This is a genomic window from Streptomyces sp. NPDC058307, from assembly GCF_042880295.1.
Lineage (GTDB): Bacteria > Actinomycetota > Actinomycetes > Streptomycetales > Streptomycetaceae > Streptomyces.
Genome location: NZ_JBHVYZ010000006.1, coordinates 107,264 through 129,603, shown reverse-complemented (window position 1 = coordinate 129,603; position 22,340 = coordinate 107,264). Strand labels below are relative to the sequence as shown.

The 22,340-nt window shown below is 71.5% G+C and carries 19 protein-coding genes; 13 read left to right on the top strand and 6 right to left on the bottom strand.

From position 1 onward, the window contains the following. On the bottom strand, nt 1–1,815 hold a 1,815-nt coding region (locus ACFVYN_RS07095), incomplete at its 3' end, for a DEAD/DEAH box helicase (protein ID WP_389993674.1). Nucleotides 1,816–2,302: 487 nt separating this feature from the next. Between ACFVYN_RS07095 and ACFVYN_RS07090 the strand changes: the two genes are divergently transcribed. Next, nucleotides 2,303–3,070 (top strand): ferritin-like fold-containing protein, encoded by a 768-nt coding sequence (locus ACFVYN_RS07090; RefSeq protein ID WP_389993671.1) that lies wholly within the window; start codon nt 2,303–2,305, stop codon nt 3,068–3,070. Between the two features lie 149 nt (nt 3,071–3,219). On the opposite strand, the gene ACFVYN_RS07085 is transcribed toward ACFVYN_RS07090, so the two are convergent. From ACFVYN_RS07085 to ACFVYN_RS07070, 4 genes are all read right to left on the bottom strand, one after another. After that, the gene (locus ACFVYN_RS07085) at nt 3,220–3,486 is read right to left on the bottom strand and encodes a hypothetical protein (protein WP_389993884.1); all 267 of its coding nucleotides are present in this window, start codon (nt 3,484–3,486) and stop codon (nt 3,220–3,222) included. 185 nt (nt 3,487–3,671) lie between these two features. Beyond that, complete coding sequence (locus tag ACFVYN_RS07080) at nt 3,672–3,899, bottom strand: DUF3107 domain-containing protein (protein ID WP_389993668.1); 228 nt, start codon at nt 3,897–3,899, stop codon at nt 3,672–3,674. Nucleotides 3,900–4,128: 229 nt separating this feature from the next. Next, nucleotides 4,129–4,770 carry a TetR/AcrR family transcriptional regulator gene (locus tag ACFVYN_RS07075; RefSeq protein ID WP_217239499.1) on the bottom strand — a complete coding sequence of 214 codons (642 nt, stop codon included), beginning with the start codon at nt 4,768–4,770 and terminating at the stop codon, nt 4,129–4,131. A gap of 168 nt (nt 4,771–4,938) precedes the next feature. Then, nucleotides 4,939–5,190 (bottom strand): hypothetical protein, encoded by a 252-nt coding sequence (locus ACFVYN_RS07070; RefSeq protein ID WP_389993665.1) that lies wholly within the window; start codon nt 5,188–5,190, stop codon nt 4,939–4,941. A 202-nt stretch (nt 5,191–5,392) separates the two neighbouring features. On the opposite strand from ACFVYN_RS07070, the gene ACFVYN_RS07065 reads away from it, so the two are divergent. The 12 genes from ACFVYN_RS07065 to moeZ all read left to right on the top strand — a co-directional run bounded on the left by ACFVYN_RS07065 (nt 5,393) and on the right by moeZ (nt 20,715). Continuing rightward, nucleotides 5,393–6,505: an alpha/beta fold hydrolase gene (locus tag ACFVYN_RS07065; RefSeq protein ID WP_389993663.1), complete on the top strand. Its 1,113-nt coding sequence runs from the start codon at nt 5,393–5,395 to the stop codon at nt 6,503–6,505. A gap of 410 nt (nt 6,506–6,915) precedes the next feature. Beyond that, a complete protein-coding gene (locus tag ACFVYN_RS07060) occupies nt 6,916–8,526 on the top strand; it encodes a DUF3152 domain-containing protein (RefSeq protein WP_389993661.1) in 1,611 nt (536 codons plus the stop codon). Nucleotides 8,527–8,582: 56 nt separating this feature from the next. Then, nucleotides 8,583–8,678, top strand: coding sequence for an Ms4533A family Cys-rich leader peptide (locus ACFVYN_RS07055; RefSeq protein WP_389993658.1), 96 nt, complete (start codon nt 8,583–8,585; stop codon nt 8,676–8,678). 163 nt (nt 8,679–8,841) lie between these two features. Then, a complete protein-coding gene (locus tag ACFVYN_RS07050; protein ID WP_389993655.1) occupies nt 8,842–10,560 on the top strand; it encodes an ABC transporter substrate-binding protein in 1,719 nt (572 codons plus the stop codon). A 4-nt stretch (nt 10,561–10,564) separates the two neighbouring features. After that, nucleotides 10,565–11,569: an ABC transporter permease gene (locus ACFVYN_RS07045; protein ID WP_389993652.1), complete on the top strand. Its 1,005-nt coding sequence runs from the start codon at nt 10,565–10,567 to the stop codon at nt 11,567–11,569. Continuing rightward, nucleotides 11,566–12,564 (top strand): ABC transporter permease, encoded by a 999-nt coding sequence (locus ACFVYN_RS07040; protein WP_389993649.1) that lies wholly within the window; start codon nt 11,566–11,568, stop codon nt 12,562–12,564. Before ACFVYN_RS07045 ends, ACFVYN_RS07040 begins: the two co-directional genes overlap by 4 nt. After that, nucleotides 12,561–14,153, top strand: a complete 1,593-nt coding sequence (locus ACFVYN_RS07035; protein ID WP_389993646.1) for a dipeptide ABC transporter ATP-binding protein — start codon at nt 12,561–12,563, stop codon at nt 14,151–14,153. The genes ACFVYN_RS07040 and ACFVYN_RS07035 overlap by 4 nt, the downstream gene beginning before the upstream one ends. A gap of 190 nt (nt 14,154–14,343) precedes the next feature. Then, nucleotides 14,344–16,053, top strand: coding sequence for a DUF3492 domain-containing protein (locus ACFVYN_RS07030; protein WP_389993643.1), 1,710 nt, complete (start codon nt 14,344–14,346; stop codon nt 16,051–16,053). Further along, on the top strand, nt 16,050–17,477 hold the full coding sequence (locus ACFVYN_RS07025; protein WP_389993640.1) for a hypothetical protein: 1,428 nt from the start codon (nt 16,050–16,052) through the stop codon (nt 17,475–17,477). The genes ACFVYN_RS07030 and ACFVYN_RS07025 overlap by 4 nt, the downstream gene beginning before the upstream one ends. A gap of 299 nt (nt 17,478–17,776) precedes the next feature. Continuing rightward, complete coding sequence (locus ACFVYN_RS07020) at nt 17,777–18,736, top strand: NAD-dependent epimerase/dehydratase family protein (protein ID WP_389993637.1); 960 nt, start codon at nt 17,777–17,779, stop codon at nt 18,734–18,736. After that, nucleotides 18,724–19,473, top strand: a complete 750-nt coding sequence (locus ACFVYN_RS07015) for a spherulation-specific family 4 protein (RefSeq protein WP_389993634.1) — start codon at nt 18,724–18,726, stop codon at nt 19,471–19,473. Before ACFVYN_RS07020 ends, ACFVYN_RS07015 begins: the two co-directional genes overlap by 13 nt. Before the next feature lie 63 nt (nt 19,474–19,536). Then, on the top strand, nt 19,537–20,715 hold the full coding sequence (moeZ, locus tag ACFVYN_RS07010) for an adenylyltransferase/sulfurtransferase MoeZ (protein ID WP_389993631.1): 1,179 nt from the start codon (nt 19,537–19,539) through the stop codon (nt 20,713–20,715). A gap of 53 nt (nt 20,716–20,768) precedes the next feature. On the opposite strand, the gene ACFVYN_RS07005 is transcribed toward moeZ, so the two are convergent. Next, nucleotides 20,769–22,316 carry an alpha/beta hydrolase gene (locus ACFVYN_RS07005; RefSeq protein ID WP_389993628.1) on the bottom strand — a complete coding sequence of 516 codons (1,548 nt, stop codon included), beginning with the start codon at nt 22,314–22,316 and terminating at the stop codon, nt 20,769–20,771. Between the last annotated feature and the right edge of the window lie 24 nt (nt 22,317–22,340).

The following is a 22,340-nucleotide window of genomic DNA, read 5'->3' as shown; positions in this document are numbered from 1 at the left end:
GGCCTCGGCCGTGTCCACGGCGGCTTCCGCGGGAGTCGCCGCGGCCGCGGTCTTGCGCGTACGGCGCGGCTTGGTGGCCGGGGCCTCCGCCGGAGCGGTCTCGGCGACCGGAGCGGCCTCCGTGACCGGCGGGGTCTCTACGACCGTCTCCACCGCGGCCGGTGTCTCCGCGGACTTGCGGGTCCGGCGGCGACGCGGCTTGGCCGGGGTCGTCCCGGTCTCGTCGAGGGAGGGACCCTCCGCCGTGGTGACGGCCGACTCCGCGGCCTCGGACACGGCCGGCTCGACTGCCGCCGCTGCCGTGGTCGCCGTGGCCGGCGCCGAGTCGGACGCCGCGCCGCGGGTGCGGCGACGGCGGCGCGGGGTGCGGGTCGTGGTGGCGTCCTCGACCGCGGTGGTCTCCGACGGGGCGACCGCCTCCGGGGCGACCGCCTCGGCGGGGGCGTTCGCGTCCAGCGGGGTACCGCTGCGGGTACGACGGCGACGGCGCGGCGTACGGTCCCCGCGCTCGCGGTCGGTGTGCTCGCGGTCGGCGGAGCGGGACTCGTCCCGGCCGCCTCGTCCGCGACCCCGGTCCCGGTCACCGCGGTCACGGTCACCGCGACCGCGTGCACCGCGTCCGCCCGTCTCGCCCAGGTCCTCGAGCTCCTCCGCGTCGAGCCCCGCACGGGTGCGGTCGGCCCGCGGCAGGACACCCTTGGTGCCCGCGGGGATGTTCAGCTCCTCGTAGAAGTGCGGGGAGGTGGAGTACGTCTCCGGCGGGTCGTTGAACTTGAGCTCCAGCGCCTTGTTGATCAGGTTCCAGCGCGGGATGTCGTCCCAGTCGACGAGGGTGATCGCGATGCCCTTGGCACCCGCGCGGCCGGTACGGCCGATGCGGTGCAGGTACGTCTTCTCCTCTTCGGGGCACTGGTAGTTGATGACGTGCGTGACGCCCTCGACGTCGATGCCGCGGGCGGCGACGTCGGTGCAGACGAGCACGTCCACCTTGCCGTTGCGGAAGGCGCGCAGCGCCTGCTCACGGGCGCCCTGGCCGAGGTCGCCGTGGACCGCGCCGGCCGCGAAGCCGCGCTGCTTGAGCTGGTCGGCGAGGTCGGCCGCGGTGCGCTTGGTACGGCAGAAGACCATGACCAGTCCCCGGGCGTCGGCCTGCAGTATGCGCGCGACCATCTCGGGCTTGTCCATGTTGTGCGCGCGGTACACGTGCTGCTTGGTGTTCGCGACGGTCCTGCCCGCGTCGTCGGGCGAGGTGGCGTTGATGTGCGTGGGCTGCGACATGTAGCGCCGCGCGAGACTGATGACCGCGCCCGGCATGGTCGCCGAGAACAGCATGGTCTGGCGGCGGGCCGGCAGCAGGTTGATGATCTTCTCGACGTCGGGCAGGAAGCCGAGGTCGAGCATCTCGTCGGCCTCGTCGAGGACGAGCGCCTTGATGTGGCTGAGGTCGAGCTTCTTCTGGCCCGCGAGGTCCAGGAGCCGGCCCGGGGTGCCGATGACGACGTCGACGCCCTTCTTGAGGGCCTCGACCTGGGGCTCGTAGGCGCGGCCGCCGTAGATGGCGAGAACGCGGACGTTACGCACCTTGCCCGCGGTCTGCAGGTCGTTGGTGACCTGCGTGCACAGCTCGCGCGTGGGGACGACGACGAGCGCCTGCGGGGCGTCGGTCAGGTCCTCGGGCTTGGCGCGGCCGGCCTCGACGTCGGCGGGGACGGTGACCCGCTCGAGGAGCGGGAGACCGAAGCCCAGCGTCTTGCCGGTGCCGGTCTTGGCCTGGCCGATGACGTCGGAGCCGGAGAGGGCTACCGGGAGCGTCATCTCCTGGATGGGGAAAGGATTGATGATGCCGACGGCTTCGAGGGCCTCGGCCGTCTCGGTGAGAATCCCGAGATCGCGGAAGGTCGTAGTCAGGGTGCTGCCTCTTCTGTGTGTGCGGTGCGAGGCGAGCGCGGGGGGTCGTCTACCGTGCTGGGGACGTCGGCTGCCTTACGGGCTAAGCCGTAATGGCACGGGACCACTGCCGACGCTCTAGCGCTCGTACCGCTGAGGGTCCCCCTCCGAACTCTGTACGCACTGTGCCGTACGGGCGAGGAGGGCTTGTCGGGTCGGAGCCGATCGGGCCACCGACCGGGCATCCTCATACGTGCGGCCTGTCGAGGTACGGCACACTCACGAAGTGCCGTCGTACCAGCAGGCGCATTACCACCATACCCCGGAATCGTGCACATGTGATGGCCGATTTGGTCACGTAGTCGTCGTCACACTGATTGACCAGGGCCTTCCGTCGTCCGGAGAGCGGGCTATTGTGCGCTTCATGACGACCTCTGACAAGCCCGACAACGCCTCCGAGACCCCTGCCGAACCCCCCGTCGAGCGCACCGGTGTCGCCGCCCAGGACTGGGCGAAGGCCTCCGCGGAGCCGCAGTACCGAGCCGCGGTCGTCGACCTGCTCGGCGCGCTCGCGTACGGCGAGCTGGCGGCCTTCGAGCGGCTCGCCGAGGACGCGAAGCTGGCGCCGACGCTGTCGGACAAGGCGGAGCTGGCGAAGATGGCGTCGGCCGAGTTCCACCACTACGAGAAGCTGCGCGACCGGCTCACGGAGATCGGCGAGGAACCGACGCTCGCGATGGAGCCGTTCGTCGCGGCACTCGACGGCTTCCACCGGCAGACGGCGCCCTCGGACTGGCTGGAGGGGCTCGTCAAGGCCTACGTCGGCGACTCGATCGCCAGCGACTTCTACCGGGAGGTCGCCGCGCGGCTCGACACCGACTCGCGCGAGCTGGTGCTGGCCGTCCTCGACGACACCGGACACGCCGGGTTCGCCGTCGAGAAGGTGCGGGCGGCGATCGACGCGGATCCGCGGGTGGGCGGCCGACTCGCCCTGTGGGCACGGCGGTTGATGGGGGAGGCGCTGTCGCAGTCGCAGCGGGTCGTCGCGGACCGGGACGCGCTGTCGACGATGCTGGTCGGGGGCGTCGCGGACGGGTTCGACCTCGCCGAGGTGGGGCGGATGTTCTCCCGGATCACCGAGGCGCACACCAAGCGGATGGCCGCGCTCGGTCTGGCGGCGTAGCGCTCAGGGGCTGGCGGTCGTCTTCGGCTACAGCTACAGCTACAGCTACAGCTACAGCAATGGTCTATGGGCTACGGCGGCTGCGCCCGTGTGGCGGAGCAGCCGCCGGCACTCCTACGTACGCTTTCCGCCCTACGTACCCTTTCCGCTCATGCCGTCGCCGAGCGGCGGAGTCTTCCCGACGGGCGCAGGAGCAGGGACAGCGAGGCGACGGAGACCACTGCCGCGCCCAGGAGGATCAGCAGGACGCTGCCCGGGTCCAGCGCGGTGTGGGTCACGAAGGCGCCGAAGAGGGCTCCCGCGGTGCCCGTCGCGAGGACCAGGGAACGGGTCGGCAGGCGGTGGGCGAGGCGGTGTGCCGCCACTCCTGCCAGTACCAGACCGAGCAGCGCGGAACCGAGCGCTTCGATCAACATCATGGGGTTCCCTCCCACACGCCACACTGCGCATTACGGTCGTAGCCCGTCATACCCGTGACCTGCGGAATGCAATCCTCCTCCGGGTGCTGTTCGTACTCCATACGGGAACGGGGGGATCCTGCCCACCGCGCGAAGAGGGGCGCCGCGCCCGCAGGGGGCCGGGCCCCTCTTCGTCTGTCTGCCTACAGCGCGCCGAAGCCCACCTTGCGCGGAGCCGGCTCGCCGAGCTCGACGTACGCGAGACGGTCGGCCGGGACGAGGACCTTGCGGCCGTGCTCGTCCACCAGGCTCAGCAGCTGAGACTTGCCGGCCAGCGCATCGGCCACCGCGCGCTCGACCTCCTCGGCGCTCTGACCGCTCTCCAGAACGATCTCGCGGGGCGCGTGCTGCACGCCGATCTTGACCTCCACGGCTATGTCCCTCCGACGGTCAGTGAAGTGCGCGACCTTCCGCGCCGTACCAGCACACATTAGCCCGGTGAGGGGATGTACACGCTCGGCGCAAGAACGCCAACAGCGAACACCGCGCGGGAACAAGCGGGCAACGCACCGGAACGGGCGAACTACGCACCCGAACGAACGACCCGCACGCGTGTGCGTGCGGGTCGTTCGTTCCGGTGTTTCCAGGGCCTCAGAGCCTCTAGTGGTGTTCCGTGCCGTGCAGCGGGAATCCGGCGATGCCCCGCCACGCCAGCGACGTCAGCAGTTGGACCGCCTGGTCGCGCGGGACGCTGCGGTCGCTGTGCAGCCAGGACCGGGCCACCACCTGGGCGAGCCCGCCGAGGCCCGACGCGAGCAGCATCGACTCCGCGCGCGAGAGGCCGGTGTCCTCGGCGATCACGTCACAGATCGCCTCGGCGCACTCGTTGGTGACCTTGTCGACGCGCTCGCGCACCGCGGGTTCGTTCGTCAGGTCCGACTCGAAGACCAGGCGGAAGGCGCCGCCGTCGTCCTCGACGTACGCGAAATAGGCGTCCATGGTCGCCCGTACGCGCTGCTTGTTGTCGGTCGTCGACGCGAGCGCGGTGCGCACCGACTGGATCAGGGACTCGCAGTGCTGGTCCAGCAGCGCGAGATACAGGTCGAGCTTGCCCGGGAAGTGCTGGTAGAGCACCGGCTTGCTGACGCCGGCCCGCTCGGCGATGTCGTCCATCGCGGCCGCGTGGTAGCCCTGCGCCACGAAGACTTCCTGTGCGGCACCCAGCAGCTGGTTCCGTCGGGCACGGCGCGGCAGGCGCGTCCCTCGCGGGCGTGCTGCCTCTGTCTGCTCGATGGCTGTCACGCCGCCTCCCAATGTCGTCCACATGCGGTGTGCGCCGCGCCGCCATCGTACTTTTCGGTAACCCTGCTGTGCGCGGTGCGAACGCAGAATTTCACGGACCGGACGGTGACGAAAGCCACACAAAGGTTTCAAACAGTCGCTTAGTGGGCAGCGGCCGTCCCGTTCCTGTCACCGATAATCGTCCTCGTCGAGTGAGACGACCCGGGCCTGTTCGGCGAGGTCGGCCTCGTTGGCCCGGGCGGGGTCCACGCCGGTCAGCGGGTCGTCGCGGTCGGGCGCGATGTCGGTGCGCTGCTCGGCCGCGTCGACCTCGGGGGCCTCCACGCCGAGTTCGACGGCGTCGTCCTCCTGGAAGGCGTCGGGGTCCGTGATCGCCTCGGGGTCGGTGAAGGCCTCGGGGTCGGTGGGGTCGTAGGCCATGGTGGGCTCCCTTCCTAGAACGTCCCTGATGTACACAGGGGGCCACATGCGGGTGCCCTGCGTACGAGCCTAGGAGACACACGATCTGGACGCCATGCGATGGTGTGCCGTACCGCGCGCGCCGCGGCCCGCCCGACTCGCACATGTGGCCTGTGATGGCGAACACATGAACCAGTGCGTGATCGTCTCGTAACATTGCCGCATGTCTTCGACCGAGCTGCCCTTCGTGCCGCCCGCCACCGTCCTTCCGAAAGTGGCGCCCGTCAGGGTCGGTGCGGGTGAGCGGCTCAGGTCGGTGAGGCTGCCCGGGATCACTCTGACGGTGCGTTCGAGGCCGGCCGCGCGCGAGGGGCTGCCGCCCGCGCTGTACGTCCATGGCCTCGGCGGTTCCTCGCAGAACTGGTCGGCGTTGATGGAGCAGCTGGAGGGCGACGTCGACGGCGAGGCCGTCGATCTGCCCGGCTTCGGTGACTCCCCGCCGCCGGACGACGGCAACTACTCGCTCACCGCTCACGCGCGCGCGGTGATCCGTCTTCTCGACGCGTCCGGTCGCGGGCCCGTCCACCTCTTCGGGAACTCCCTCGGCGGCGCGGTGTCCACGCGCGTCGCGGCGGTGCGGCCCGACCTGGTGCGTACCCTCACCCTCGTCTCACCGGCCCTCCCGGAGCTCCGCGTCCAGCGCAGCGCCGTGCCCACGGGGCTGCTCGCGCTGCCCGGCGTGGCCGGTCTGTTCACCCGGTACAGCAAGGACTGGACGGCCGAGCAGCGCGTCCGCGGAGTCACGGCCCTGTGCTACGGCGACCCCGGGCGGGTCACTCCGGAAGGCTTCCAGCACGCGGTGGAGGAGATGGAACGGCGGCTGCAACTGCCGTACTTCTGGGACGCGCTGGCGCGGTCCGCGCGCGGGCTGGTGAACGCGTACACGCTGGGCGGCCAGCACGCGCTCTGGCGACAGGCCGAGCGCGTCCTCGCACCCACCCTGCTCGTCTACGGCGGCCGCGACCAGCTCGTCGGCTTCCGCATGGCCCAGAAGGCGGCCCGTGCCTTCCGCGACTCCCGCCTGCTGACCCTGCCGGAGGCGGGGCACGTGGCGATGATGGAGTACCCGCAGACGGTGGCGGAAGCGTTCCGGGAGTTCGCCGCGGAGAAGGGGGCCACGACCAAGGGAGCCAAGGGGGCTTCTGACGGTTCCGTGGGAGGCTCTGACCGGCGTGACAGGACCGCGGGTGCCTCCGGTGAGGGGGCCTCGGGTCTCGGGACGGACGCCGCGACGGCTTCCGGCGACGGGGCCGACACCACGAGTGTGGGGAGCTGAGGCGCGGCGTGGGACGCCACAGTCGACGCGGGCCCGCCCCCAAGAAGGGGCCCGACAACGGCGGTTCAGGCACGGACGGTACGGGCCGGGCGGCCGCCGAGGCACCGGGCCGGGGGCGGACACCGAATTCCCCTGCTCCGGCGCCGCGGGCTGCTCGGCAGGGGGTGCCGGGGGGCCAGGGGCCCGAGTCGGGGTTACCGGAAGCCCGACCAGTGAGCGGCTCCGCCGGGTACCGGGTGCCCGCCCAGGGCGGCCCGGGGCTCCCGGCCCGGACGCCTGCACGTGGGTTTCCGCGGGTTGCGGAGGGGGCCCCGGCGCACGGCTTTCCGCGGGTTTCGGGTGGGGTGACGTCTGGGTCTGGCGCCGGTCGGGATCCTGACGGCACGCCCGCGCGTGGCGTTACCCGGGTTGTGGAGGGGGCGCCGGCGCGTGGGCTTCCGCGAGCTTCCGGCGGGGGGACGTCGGGGCCTGGCTCTGCTGCGGTCGCTGACGGGACGCCCGCGCGTGGCGTTCCCCGGATTCCTGACGGGACGCCGGCGCACGGCTTTCCGCGGGTTCCCGGCGGAGTGACGTCTGGGCCCGCCTCTCCGCGACTTCCGGACGGCACGCCTCCGAAGGGCTCCCCTCGGCTCCCCGACGGCACGCCCGCGCACGGTTTTCCCCGGCTCGCTGACGGCACGCCCGCGCGTGGAGTTCCGCGGGTGCCGGATGGCGCGCCCGTCCAAGGTGGCGCGCCCGTCCAAGGTGGCCCGTCCGTCCAAGGTGTGCGGCGGTTCCCCGACGGGACACCCCCGCGTGGCTTGCCGCGACTTTCCGACGGCACCCCCGCACAGGGCCTGCCCCGGGTCCGTGGCGGGCATCCCGAGCAGCGTGAATCCGGGGGCGGCTGGGGGGAGTTGCGCGGTCAGGGGCCGGGCGGCGGGTACGCCGCGGGACCAGGGACCGGGGTTGCCCCGCCGCGGCAGCGGCAGGGCCCTTCGGGACCGAGGTCGGGGCCACGACAGGATTACGTCAACGCGTTCGGCGACGGCGTCGACGTCTTCGCGCCCGGCGGGCCCCGCCGCCCTGTTCCCGCGAACGGTCCCGTCAGCGGGGCCGGGGCGCCCGCCACGCACCCCTCCGACGGCTGCGGCTCCGTCACCGACTGGCCCGACGACACCGACGTGCACAGCGACACGGACGCCCGCCCCGACTCCGGCGGCGAGCCGGCGGCCAAGGGCGGCAAGGGCCGGGCGTTCACCGGTATCGCGGCCGCCGCCGTCGTCACCGTGCTCGCCGTCGTCGTGGCCGGACAGGTCACCGACGGGCCCGGTACCGCCGCGGGCGCGCAGTCCGCGACCGACCAGGCGCGGGACGCCCGGGACGCCGGCCCGGGTGCGGCCGGGCAGCCCTCGCCGGCGTCCTCGGCCGTCGTGGCGCCGCTGACGTACCAGCAGAAGATGGCCACGAAGTACCCGCTCAGCGCCAAGCTCGACGGCTCGGGGAAGTTCGACGCGATCAAGGGCGTCGACAAGGCGCCCGGCAAGGGACAGAAGTACACCTACCGTGTGGACGTGGAGCAGGGTCTCGGACTCGACGGCGAACTCTTCGCCGAGGCCGTGCAGAAGACGCTCAACGACGACCGCAGCTGGGCCCACAACGGCGCCCGGACCTTCGAGCGCATCTACTCCGGCAAACCCGACTTCGTGATCACCCTGGCCAGCCCCGGCACCACGGCCGAGTGGTGTGCCAAGTCCGGCCTCGACACGACGGAGGACAACGTCTCGTGCGACTCGGCCGCCACCGAACGCGTGATGATCAATGCGTATCGATGGGCGCAGGGATCAACCACATACGGTGCTCGGATCCATGCGTACCGGCAGATGTTGATCAACCATGAAGTCGGTCACCGCCTCGGCTACTCCCACGTGACGTGCGACAAGAACGGCGAGCTCGCGCCGGTCATGCAGCAGCAGACCAAGTTCCTCGACCACGACGGGATCCACTGCCGGGCCAACCCGTGGGTGTACCCCGGGAGTTGACGAGTGGCGCCCATGTCACATTGACATGGGTTGATTGGTCATACATATTGCTGCCCATGTGGTCTAGTCATGCCGTCGAGAGGAGCGCCGCCATCGAGCTGGCGCTCATCGGTGTGACCCCGCTCTGCGTGGCCGACATCCTCTGTCGCTGACGCCCGCCCTCAGGCGCGCGCGTCGCGAATCCCGCATTTCTCCGTGACCGAGTCACGGCTTTTCCGACGACCCGACGCCGGGGCAGACGTCCGTCCACTTTCGTCTCACCCTTCGTCAATACGTCTCACCATACGAGACTCATCATTCGAGAGGTCGTCTCCGATGCGTCACCCGTCCCTCACAGCGCGCCGTGTGGCCGCGGTATCCGTAAGCCTGGTTCTGGCAGCGGGCGCCGCCGCCTGCGGTCCTGAGGACAACGATGCCAAGAGCTCCGGTGGCGACTCCACGCCCCACAAGGGCGGCACCCTGACGGTCCTGGACTCCGACCCGCAGGAGGACTTCGACCCGGCCCGCCTCTACACCTCCGGCGGCGGGAACGTGCCCTCCCTCGTCTTCCGCACCCTCACCACCCGCAACCGCGAGAGCGGCGCCGCCGGGGCCGAGGTCGTCCCCGACCTCGCGACCGACACCGGGCGCCCCAACAAGGACGCGACGGTGTGGACGTACACCTTGAAGAAGGGCCTCAAGTACGAGGACGGCACCGCGATCACCTCCGCCGACATCAAGTACGGCATCGAGCGCTCCTTCGCGCCCGAACTCTCCGGCGGCGCCCCCTACCTGCGGGACTGGCTGGTCGGCGCGGCGGACTACCAGGGGCCGTACAAGGACAAGAAGGGTCTGGCGGCGATCGAGACGCCGGACGACCGCACCCTCGTCTTCCGTCTGAACAAGCCCGAGGGCGAGTTCCCGTACCTGGCCACGCAGACGCAGTTCACGCCCGTTCCGAAGGCCAAGGACACCGGGACGAAGTACGAGGAGCACCCGGTCTCCTCCGGTCCGTACAAGGTCGTCAAGAACCAGAACGACGGTGAGCATCTCGTCCTGGAGCGCAACAAGTACTGGTCCGCTTCGACGGACGCCGAGCGCAAGGCGTACCCCGACAAGATCGACGTCAAGTCCGGGCTCGACCCGTCGGTGATCAACCAGCGGCTGTCGGCGTCCCAGGGCGCGGACGCGGCCGCGGTCACCGCGGACACCAACCTCGGCCCGGCCGAGCTCGCCAAGGTGACGGGCGACAAGGAGCTCGCCTCCCGCGTCGGCACCGGGCACTTCGGCTACACCAACTACATAGCGTTCAACCCGAAGGTCAAGCCGTTCGACGACGTCAGGGTGCGGCAGGCCGTCTCGTACGCCATCGACCGTTCCTCCGTGGTCAACGCGGCCGGCGGCAGCGCGCTCGCCGAGGCCGCCACCACCTACCTGCCGAACCAGAAGTCCTTCGGCTACGAGCCGTACGACCTCTTCCCTGCGGGTAAGACGGGCAACCCGGCGAAGGCCAAGGAACTGCTGAAGGAGGCCGGTCACCCGAACGGGCTCACGGTCACGCTGACGCACTCCAACGCCAAGGACTTCGAGACCAGCCCCGAGATCGCGACCGCCATCCAGGACGCGCTCAAGAAGGCCGGCATCACGGTCAAGCTCCAGGGCCTCGAGGAGAACGACTACAAGGACACGATCCACAGCGTGAAGACCGAGCCCGGCTTCTTCCTCGCTCACTGGGGTGCCGACTGGCCCTCCGGCGGTCCCTTCCTCGCCCCGATCTTCGACGGCCGACAGATCGTCAAGGACGGCGCGAACTTCAACACGGGCCTGCTCAACGACAAGTCGGTCAATGACGAGATTGACGCGATCAACAAGTTGACCGATCTTGACGCTGCCGCCAAGCGATGGGGTGCACTGGACAAGAAGATCGGCGAGCAGGCACTGACCGTGCCGCTGTTCCACCCCGTTTACAAGCGCCTGTACGGCAAGGACATCAAGAACGTCGTGATCAGCGACTGGACCGGTGTTCTGGACATCTCGCAGGTCGCGGTCAAGTAACCCGATGAGCGAGGCACTTGTCGCCACCGAGGTCCCCGAGGCAGCCGCCACGGGGGCCTCGGGGGCCCGTCAGTTCTGGCGGCGACTGCGGTCGCAGCGCGCCGCCATGGTCGCGGCGGCCGTCGTCGCACTCCTCGTCCTGGTCGCCCTCGCGGCGCCCCTGCTCACCGCGCTGGAGGGCCAGGACCCGACCACCTACCACCCCTCACTCATCGACTCCGCGCGCGGGGGCGTGCCGATCGGCTCCTTCGGAGGCATCAGCGGCGACCACTGGCTGGGCGTCGAGCCGCAGACGGGGCGTGACCTGTTCGCCCGGCTGGTGTACGGGGCTCGGGTCTCCCTCGGTGTCGCGCTGGCCGCGACCGTCGTACAGGTCTTCCTCGGTGTCGTCGTGGGAGTCGCGGCCGCGCTCGGCAACCGATGGGTTGATCAACTGTTGAGCCGGGTCACCGACATCATCGTCGCCATGCCGTTGATGATCATGGCCTTGGCGTTGCTGGCCATCGTGCCGAGCAGCTTTCCGCGGCCGGTCCTGGTCGCGTTCATCATCGGCTTCGTCGCCTGGGGCACGATCGGCAAGATCGCGCGCGCCCAGACACTCACCCTCAAGGAACTCGACTACGTGGCCGCCGCCCGGCTGAGCGGCTGGGGCACCTTGCGGATCGCCCGCCGGGAACTGCTGCCCGGTCTCGCCGCGCCCGTCATCACCTACGCGGCGCTGATGGTGCCGGCGAACATCAGCATCGAGGCCTCCTTGTCCTTCCTCGGCGTCGGCGTGAAGCCGCCCACCCCGTCCTGGGGACAGATGCTCTCCTCGGCCGACGTCTGGTACCAGGCGGCCCCGCAGTACCTGCTGCTGCCCGCGGCCGCGCTGTTCGTCACCGTCCTCGCGCTCACCGTCCTCGGCGACGGCGTCCGCACCGCCCTCGACCCGCGCGCGGCCTCCCGCCTGCGCATCGGCACGGGCCGCAAGCAGGAGTCCAGGGCCGGCAAGGAGGGCTCCGCATGAGCGGCTTCCCCGGATTCGCCCTGCGCCGGACCCTGAGCGCCGTACTCACTCTGCTCGCTCTCTCGGTCATCATCTACGTGGTCTTCTACGCCACTCCCGGCAACGTCGCCCAGATCACCTGCGGCCCGCGCTGCTCGCCGGAGCAGGTGCACCAGGTCGCCCAGCAACTCCGGCTCGACGACCCGCTGTACCTGCGCTACTGGCACTTCCTCCAGGGCATCGTCGTCGGGCACGACTACTCCACCGGCACCTCGGTCGAGCACTGCTCGGCGCCCTGCTTCGGGCTGTCGTACCAGAGCGACCAGCAGGTCACGCAGATCATCCTGAACAAGCTGCCCGTCAGCCTGTCCCTGGTGGTCGGCGCGATGGTGCTCTGGCTGCTGCTGGGCGTCGGCACCGGGGTGCTGTCCGCCTGGCGGCGCGGCCGCTTCACCGAGCGCGCGCTCACCGGCCTCACCCTCGCGGGAGTCGCCACGCCCGTCTTCGTCATCGGCCTCGTCCTGATGATCGTGGTCTGCGGACAGCTGGAGATCCTGCCCTTCCCGGAGTACGTCTCCTTCTCCGACGACCCCGAGCAGTGGATGTGGGGCCTGCTGCTGCCCTGGGTCACGCTCGCCCTCGCCGAGGCGGCCTACTTCGCGCGGCTGACCCGGGCGTCGATGCTCGAGACGCTCGCCGAGGACCACATCCGCACCTTCCGGGCCTACGGCGTCAACGAGCGGTCGATCATCGGCCGGCACGCCCTGCGCGGAGCCCTGGCGCCGATCATCGCCCTGAACGCCAACGACTTCGGCAGCGCGATGGGCGGGGCCGTCCTCGTCGAGTCGCTGTTCGGCCTCCCCGGCATCGGCCAGGAACTGGTCCACGCCGTCACCGTCGTCGACCTCCCGGTCGTCGTCGGCATGGTGCTGGTCATCGGCTTCTTCGTGGTGCTCGCCAACGCCGTCGCGGACGTCCTGTACGCGGTGGCCGACCGACGGGTGGTGCTCGCATGAGCCTCGTCCATGTCACGGACCTGACCGTCGCCTTCGGCGATCTGCGCGCCGTCGACGGCCTCTCCTTCCGTCTGGAGCAGGGCGCGGCCCTCGCCCTGGTCGGCGAGTCCGGCTCCGGCAAGTCCACCGTCGCCTCCGCCCTGCTCGGACTGCACCGCGGCACGGGCGCCCGCGTGGGCGGCTCGGTCGAGGTCGCCGGAGTGGACGTACAGCAGGCGTCGGACGACGAACTGCGGCGGCTGCGGGGCGCGAGGGCCGCGATGGTCTTCCAGGACCCGCTGTCGTCCCTGGACCCGTACTACGCGGTCGGCGACCAGATCGCCGAGGTGTACCGCGTGCACACGCGTGTGTCGCGACGAGCGGCACGCGCGCGTGCGGTGGAGGTGCTGGACCGGGTCGGCATTCCGGACGCCGTACGGCGGTCCCGGTCCCGTCCGCACGAGTTCAGCGGCGGCATGCGCCAGCGCGCCCTCATCGCGATGGCGCTGGCCTGCGAGCCCGCCCTCCTGATCGCCGACGAGCCGACGACCGCGCTCGACGTGACCGTCCAGGCCCAGATCCTCGACCTGCTGCACACCCTGCGCCAGGACACCGGCATGGGCCTGCTGCTCGTCACGCACGACGTGGGCGTCGCCGCCGAGAGCGTCGACGACGTGCTGGTCATGCGGCACGGTCGGGCGGTCGAGCAGGGGCCGGTCGCCGCGGTGCTCGGGGCCCCGCGGGAGGCGTACACACGCGAACTGCTCGCCGCGGTACCGCGCGTGGACGCGCAGCGGGCACCCTCACGGGCAGCCGACGAGGTGGTCCTCGAAGCGAAGGGGCTGCGGCGCGAGTTCGGGCGCGGCAAGAACGCCTTCGCGGCCGTCGACGACGTCTCGCTGACCGTCCGCCGGGGCGAGACGCTCGGCGTCGTCGGCGAGAGCGGCAGCGGCAAGACGACGCTGGGGCGGATGCTGGTCGGTCTGCTGGAGCCGACGGCGGGGGAGGTCCGCCACGACGGCCACGCGCGCGTGGGCGTGGACCCGGCCGTCCAGATGGTCTTCCAGGACCCCGTCTCCTCCCTCAACCCCCGCCGCAGCGTGGGCGAGTCCATCGCCGACCCACTTCGCGCACGTGGCGAGAAGGACGAGAAGCGGATCAGGGGGCGGGTGACCCAGCTCCTGGAGCGCGTGGGGCTCGAAGGGGCGCACTACGACCGCTACCCGCACGAGTTCAGCGGAGGCCAGCGCCAGCGCGTGGGCATCGCGCGGGCGCTCGCGGCCGACCCGCGCGTCATCGTCTGCGACGAGCCGGTCTCCGCCCTCGACGTCACCACCCAGGCCCAGGTGGTGGCCCTGCTCGACGAGCTGCAGCGGGAGCTCGGACTCGCGCTGGTCTTCGTCGCGCACGACCTCGCCGTCGTACGCCAGGTCAGCGACCGCGTGGCCGTGATGCGGCGCGGCCGGATCGTCGAACAGGGGCCGGCCGACGAGGTCTACGACAGCCCCCAGGACCCGTACACCAAGCAGCTCCTGGCCGCCGTGCCGGCGCTCGATCCGCAGATCGCGGCCCGGCGCAGGGTGGAGCGCCGGGACGTGGCCGTGACCTGACGTTCCGTGTCCGTGTGATCTCTTAGCGCGACCGAACGCGATCCGCACGGGAAAGTTACGAGCGTTCACCCCTTTTGGTGGCGCGATGGACAACCGTCCGTCGCGCCACCGTCTTGTCCGCATACCTTCGTCCCGCTGCGAGCTGTCGGGCCAACGACGGCTCCTCATACGGGAGATCGGGGGTGCACTCGTGCGCATAGGACTGCTTACGGAGGGTGGCTATCCGTATGTGAGCGGTGACGCCGGACTCTGGTGCGACCGGCTCGTGCGCGGGCTCGCACAGCACGAGTTCGACATCTACGCGCTCAGCCGCAGCGAGCACCAGGAGGACGAGGGCTGGGTCCAGCTGCCGCCGCAGGTCGGCAGGGTCATCACGGCCCCGCTGTGGACCGCGCAGGACGACGGCGTGGTGTACGGGCGGCGCGCGCGCCGTCGGTTCGCCGAGTCCTACGACGAGTTGGCGGCCGCACTGTGCGAGGGGATGGTCGGCGACGCCTCGGGGGAGTCGCCGACCACTGAGGCGGACCGTTTCGCCAACGCCCTGTACGGACTCGCCGAACTCGCCCGCGACGAGGGCGGGCTGGTCGGAGCACTCCGCTCCGAGACCGCCGTACGGGCGCTGGAACGCGCCTGTCGTGCGCCCGGCGCCCGGCAGGCGGCGCGTGCGGCGCGGGTGCCGGATCTGCTCGCCGTGGCCGCACACCTGGAGCGCGCCCTGCGCCCCCTGTCGCTCGACTGGTACGAGGACGACGGCCTCGGCGCGGTCGACCTGTGCCACGCGGCCTCCGGCGGCCCGGCCGCCCTGCCCGGCCTCCTCGCCCACCACTTCACCGGCGTCCCGCTGCTGGTGACCGAGTACGGCGTACGGCTGCGCACGCACTACCTGGCCGGCACCGAGTCCCCGCCCGCGGTCCGGACCCTGCTCGCCGCCTTCCACGGCCGGCTCGCCACCGAGACCTACCGGCGGGCCGCGGTCGTCACGCCCGGCAACACCCACGCCCGCCGCTGGCAGGAGCGCTGCGGTGCCGACCGCCAGAAACTGCGCACGGTCTACCCGGGCATGGACGCCGCCCGTTTCACGGAGGTGGGCGAGTCCGCGGCGTGCGCGGACCCGGACACGCTGGTGTGGGTCGGCCGGGTCGAACCCGCCAAGGACCTGATCTCCCTGCTCCACGCCTTCGCGGAGATTCGCAAGGAGGAACCCAAGACTCGGCTGCGCATCGTCGGCGCGCCCACCGGGCCCGAGGGTGACGCCTATCTGGGGCACTGCAGGGCGCTGGCCGCACAGCTCTTCCCGGACGAGGCGGCGGGGCTGCACGCAGTCGGCGACAACCCCGTCTCCTTCGAGGAGATCGGCGGCCCCGAGGTGCCGACGCTCGCCGACGCGTACGCCTCGGGTGCGGTCACCGTCCTGTCCAGCGTCGTCGAGGGCTTCCCGATCAGTCTCGTCGAGGCCATGTTCTGCGGCCGGGCCACCGTGTCCACCGACGTCGGCGCGGTCGTGGAGGTCATCGGCGGCACGGGGCTCGTCGTCCCGCCTCGCAACCCGAAGGCGCTCGCGGAGGCGTGCGTCACCCTGCTGTGCGACCCCGAGCGCCGTGAGCGACTGGGGGCCGCCGCACGCGCCCGAGCGCTCGAACTGTTCACCGTGGACCAGAACATCACGGCATTTCACGGCATTTACCTGGAGATCGTCTCGTGCACACCGGTCCGTCGAGTCGTCCTGGACGGCACCGGTGAGCCCCTGCCCTTCGCCGCTCCCGCCGAGGCCCACGTACCCGGCCGCTGGACCGAGCAGCACAGCACCCGCGTGGTGGCCCGAGGCGGCCCCGGCTGGGCCGCGGGGCCCCCGGTGAGCGCGACGCCTCCCTTCGCCGCCACGGAAGGAGCGACCGGATGAGCGACGTGGGACTCGACCGCACCGGCCCTGCGGGCAGCCCAGGCGCGCAGGAGCCGCACACAGGTGAACTTTCCGAGGCTGATTCCGCGGTCGCCGACGCGCGTGCTGTGGGGTTCTCCGAGGACGTCGGTGCGCATGCCGCGGGGTCCTCGGAAGGCGCCGGTGCGCGGGGCGCAGGGTCCTCGGATGGCGCCGGTGCGCGTGCCGCAGAGTCCTCCGCCGGCGCGCACGCTGACGAGGTTTCCGAGGGCGCGGCCGCGCGCACTCCGTCACCGCCCACCCCCCGCGCCCCCGAGATCTCCACCGGCCTCAAGCCCACCACCCCCGGCCCCGTCCGCCGTTCCGGCGCCGACCCGGTGAAGGCCCTGATGCACCGTCACCGTGCGCTGTGCGAACGGGCCGTCGACCCCCTGGAGATCGCGGCGGGCCTGGAGGCCCACGGCGTCACCGACCGCACCGCCGTCCGCTTCCGGCACCGGGACGTCTTCTCCCTCGCCGAGGAGATGTACGCCCGTGTCCCGAGGGACGGCGACACGCCCCCGCCCCCCACGGCGGAGCAGACACCCAGGGCCCGCGCCGACTGGGCCCTGCTCACCCTCCTCCCCGGCGCCCTCTGCGGGGCCACGGTGGCCGGCATCCGACTCACCGACGGCCAGTCCCGCCTGGTCGCCGCCCTGGTGGGCTTCCTGGCCGTGTCCCTGGCCATGCGCGCCGCCCTGTCCCGCGGCCCCCTCGGCACTCCCGACCGCGCACCCACCTCCTCCACCTCCGCCTGGACGTACTGGCTCCTCGCCTACGCCACCCTCGGTAACGGCCTCCTCGCGGCAGCCGTGACCGGCGGCCCCGACGACCTGCCCACCGGCGCCGCCGACGCGCCCTGGCCCATCGCCACGGCCCCCCTCCTCGCCCTCACCCTGTCCTGCGCCCCGGCGGCCTGGTCCGCCCACCTCTTCACGGCCCGCGCCCGCCGCAAACTGGCCGTCAGCCGGGGCCTGGAGGACTTCGCGGCCTCCGTACGGCCCCTGCTGTTCGGCATGTTCGCCCTGTACCTGTGCGCCCTGGCCGCTCTGTCGGCCCTGTCCGGGGCCGCCATGGACGAACCGGCCGCCCACCTCCAAGTCGTCACCCTGGGCGCCCTCCTCTTCCTCGCCCGCCTCCTCACCGTCCACGGCTTCACCCACGCCCCCGTGGTGGTCCTCACCGCCGCCGCCACAGCACAGGCGACCACCCTGGCCGCGGCCTTCGCCTCCCGCCTGCCGGGCTGCGGCTTCCTGGCCGTGCCGGTGGACGCCCTCGTGGACCTCTGGGGCCCGGGCGGCATCCCGACCCTTTCCTGCGGGCTCGGCGCCCTGGCCCTGCTGATCCACGGCACCCGCAAGCTGACGAGAGCGTCGGCCCACGCTCGGACGGAGGCCTCGTGCTGAGCCGACTTCGAGCCACCCACCCGCCGTAGGCGCAGCAGCCCACCCGCCATAGGCGCTGCCGCCGCCCGACGTTGGCGCAGCCGCCCACCGGGAGCGACCACGCCCCGCCGTGGGCGGGACCGTCCACCAACCGTGGGCGAGACCGACACCAGCCGTGAGCGGAACCGCCCCGGCGACCCCGCACACACCGCCGCAGGCAACCCCGGCTCCACCGCCGGAGGCAACTCGCAAGCCCCTCCCGAAGGAGAACCCGCAATGACCACCTCCCGACCCGCCCCCAAGGCCCCGGGAGCAGCCCGATGAGAGTCCTGCTGATCGGAGCCAACGGCTACCTCGGCCGCTTCGTCGCCGACCGCCTGCTTGCCGACCCCGCCGTCCAGCTCACCGCCCTCGGCCGCGGGGACGACGCCGACGTCCGCTTCGACCTCGCGTCGGGCAGCCCCGGTGCGCTCACCCGCTTCCTCGACGCGGTCCACCCGGGCGTCGTCGTCAACTGCGCCGGCGCCACCCGCGGCGGTGCCCGTGAACTCACCCGCCACAACACGGTCGCCGTCGCCACCGTCTGCGAGGCCCTGCGGCGCAGCGGCTGCGGGGCACGGTTGGTGCAACTCGGCTGCGGCGCCGAGTACGGGCCCAGCCAGGCGGGCTCCTCCACGGCCGAGGACGCCGTCCCCCGCCCCGGTGGCCCGTACGGCGTCAGCAAACTCGCCGCCACCGAGCTGGTCCTCGGCTCCGGTCTGGACGCGGTCGTCCTGCGCGTCTTCTCACCGGCCGGCCCCGGCACCCCCGCGGGCTCCCCGCTCGGCCGTCTCGCCGAGGCCATGCGCCGCGCCATGCAGTCCGGCGACGGCGAACTGAAGCTCGGCGGCCTCGGCGCCCAGCGCGACTTCGTCGACGTCCGCGACGTGGCCCGCGCCGTCCACGCGGCCTCGCTGTCCGCTGCACAGGGCGTCATCAACATCGGTTCCGGGCGCGCCGTCCGCCTCCGCGACGCCGCCGCCGTCCTGGCCCGGGTCGCCGGATACGGCGGCGCCCTCCATGAACTCGACGGCCCTCCCGGCCCGCTCAGGGCGACCATCGGGCATCCCCGCTCCGAACCGGACCACGCGGCACCGGTCGCGTACCCGTACCCCGACGGCTGCGGCAGTTGGCAGCAGGCCGATGTGCGCACCGCACGCGACCGGCTCGGCTGGCGCCCCCGCATCAATCTCGAAGAGTCCCTCGCCGACATCTGGATGGAGGCGGCATGCCGCATCTGACCAGCACCAAGACCAGCGCGTCCAGCACCGAACTGCGCACCGGCTTCGGCGTCCCCGGCTTCGCCCACCCCCTGGTCGCCCCCGCCGAATGGGCCGAACTCACCCGCCCCGGCACCCCCCTGCACTGGGCCGTCCTCGACGTCGCCGACGGCCCCGGCGCCCGCCCCGACCCGCACTGCCTCGAAGCGGCCGGCCGGCTGCGCAACGCGGGCGTCCGCGTCCTCGGCCACCTCGACACCGCCTACGGGAGCAGCACCTACGGCGAGATGGTCTCCGAGGCCCAGCGTTACATCGACTGGTACCAGGTCGACGGCTTCCTCCTGGATCACTGTCCGACCGGACGGGACGCCCTTCCCGCGGTCCGACGCACCGTCACCACGCTCCGCGCGATCCGTGACGATGCCCACATCGTGCTCGGCCACGGCACCCACCCCCACCCCGGCTACGCCGAGAGCGCCGACCAGTTGGTCACCTTCTCGGGCTCCTGGAGCGACTACCGCTGGTCGCAGGTGGCCGAGTGGACCGCCGACTATCCGCCCGACCGCTTCTGCCACTTCGTCCACGGAGTACCGGGCCCGCACCTCGAGGAGGCCCTGCGGATCGCCCGCTGGCAGGGCGCCGCCACGATCTGGTTCACCGACCGCACGGACTGCGGCGGCCGCGTCGACCCCTGGGAGACCATGCCCGGCTACTGGGACGAAATCGTCTCGCGGATCGGAACGGGTGTCTCGGAATGAAGAAGCCCATGGCAGTGTTACGGGGAGAACAACTGTAGTGATTGACCGACCAACGGAGTCCCCGTGTCGCTGCCACCCCTGGTCGAGCCCGCTGCCGAGCTCACCGTAGACGAGGTCCGCAGGTACTCCCGCCACCTGATCATCCCCGATGTCGGGATGGACGGGCAGAAGCGGCTGAAGAACGCCAAGGTGCTCTGTGTGGGCGCCGGCGGCCTGGGCTCGCCGGCGCTGATGTACCTGGCCGCGGCGGGCGTCGGCACGCTCGGCATCGTGGAGTTCGACGAGGTCGACGAGTCGAACCTGCAGCGCCAGATCATCCACAGCCAGGCCGACATCGGCCGCTCCAAGGCCCAGTCCGCCCGTGACTCCGTCCTCGGCATCAACCCGTACGTGAACGTGATCCTTCACGAGGAGCGGCTCGAGGCCGACAACGTGATGGACATCTTCAGCCAGTACGACCTGATCGTCGACGGCACGGACAACTTCGCGACCCGCTACCTGGTCAACGACGCGTGCGTGCTGCTGAACAAGCCCTACGTCTGGGGCTCGATCTACCGCTTCGACGGCCAGGCCTCCGTGTTCTGGTCCGAGCACGGCCCCTGCTACCGCTGCCTCTACCCGGAGCCCCCGCCGCCGGGCATGGTCCCCTCCTGCGCCGAGGGCGGCGTCCTGGGCGTGCTGTGCGCGTCCATCGGCTCCATCCAGGTCACCGAGGCCATCAAGGTCCTCACCGGCACCGGTGAGCCCCTCGTCGGCCGCCTGATGATCTACGACGCCCTGGAGATGCAGTACCGCCAGGTCAAGGTCCGCAAGGACCCGGACTGCGCGGTCTGCGGCGAGAACCCGACCGTCACCGAGCTCATCGACTACGAGGCCTTCTGCGGCGTCGTCTCCGAGGAGGCCCAGGAGGCGGCCGCCGGCTCGACGATCACTCCCAAGCAGCTCAAGGAGTGGATCGACGACGGGGAGAACATCGAGATCATCGACGTCCGCGAGATCAACGAGTACGAGATCGTCTCCATCCCGGGCGCCAAGCTGATCCCCAAGAACGAGTTCCTCATGGGCACCGCCCTGGAGGGCCTCCCGCAGGACAAGAAGATCGTCCTGCACTGCAAGACGGGTGTCCGCAGTGCGGAAGTCCTCGCGGTCCTGAAGTCCGCGGGCTTCTCCGACGCCGTGCATGTCGGCGGCGGTGTGATCGGCTGGGTCAACCAGATCGAGCCGCACAAGCCGGTCTACTAGGCCCACGCCTTCCCGGGAGGGGCTCGGCACCATGTGTGCCGGGCCCCTTTCCCTTACCCGCGCCGGGCGCAGACCTTGCCCTCCTTCGGCACCGTGCCCTTCAGCAGGTAAGCGTTCACCGTGGAGTCCACACAGTCGCTCCCGTTCCCGTACGCCCCGTGTCCCTCGCCCTTCCAGGTGAGCTCCACACCCACCCCCTTGCCCAACTCGTCCGCCATCCTCCGGGCACCCTCGTAGGGCGTCGCCGGGTCGCCCGTGTTGCCGATCACCAGCACCGGTGCCGCACCGGGCGCGCTCACCTCCGGGGTCTCGTACTGCCCGGGCACCGGCCAGTCGTGGCACCAGCCGGCCGCGTCCCAACCGAGGAAGGGGCCGAACACGGGTGAGATCCTCTTGAACTCGGGCAGCAGCTTCTTCGCCTCCGCGAGCGTGGGCCGCTGCTTGTCGTCCAAGCACGATATGACCCGTTGTGCCTGCGGGAGCATGCCGTAGCGCCCCGAGGGATCACGTTCGTTGTAGTCGTCGGCGAGCGCCAGCAGTTCGGAGCCGTCGCCCCGCTCGGCCGTGTCGAGAGCGCTGGTCAGCGAGGGCCAGCTGTCCTGGCGGTACAACGGCAGGACGATGCCGGTGAACGCGAGCACCTGGGTCAGCTTCCGCCCGGAATACGTCTCCAGCGGTGTCGCGTCGATCCGGTCGAGCAGGTCCGCGATCTTCCGGGTGCCCCGCTCGGGGTCCTGGCCGGTGGACGCGAGGTAGTCGTCGAGCGCGCGCTGGAAGCCCCGGGCCTGGTTCTTGCGGTGGGCCACCGTGTCGGCGCCGGGATCGACGACCGCGTCGAGCACCAGCCGCCCCACGAGCTTCGGGAACAGGTGGGCGTAGACGCCGCCGAGTTCGGTGCCGTAGGAGATGCCGAAGTAGTGCAGTTTGGCGTCGCCGAGGACCTGGCGCATCAGGTCCATGTCCCGCGCGGTGTCGGTGGTCGAGACGTGTGCCAGCAGGTTGCCCGCGTTCTTCTCGCAGCCCTGGGCGAAGGCGGTGGCGTCCCGGAGGAACGCCCGTTCCTCGGCCGGGGTGTCCGGAGTGGCGTCCACCGCCTCGGCCGCCTGCGTCTCCTTGTCGCTGCGACAGCGGACGCCCTCGCTTGCGCCGACCCCACGCGGGTCCCAGCTCACCAGGTCGTACCGCTCGCGCAGCACGGAGACGGTGGCGGCGTACCCGGGCATTCCGGCCACGCCCGACGCGCCGGGGCCGCCGAAGTTGAACAGCAGCGAGCCGATGCGGTCACCGCCACGGGCCCTGGAGCGGATCAGCGCCAGGTCGATCGTCCTACCGTCCGGCTTCGCCCAGTCGAGCGGCGCCTTCAGGCTCGCGCACTGCCAGTCCCGGCCGGGCGCGGAGGAGTCCGCGGTGGCCCTGCAGCGCTCCCAGTCGAGCTTCTGAGAGGTCAGCGCGGCGGGCAGCGCTTTCGCACCGGTCGTCGTGGGCCTCGCGCTGCCCGACCGCTGGTCTCCCTCGCCGCCGCCGGAGGAGCCGCCGCTGCAGCCGGCCGCCAGCAGTGCGGCCGCGGCGGTCACAGCCGCCCACCGTACGAAACGCCCCATTCCCGTCCCCCTCCCAAGCCGTCC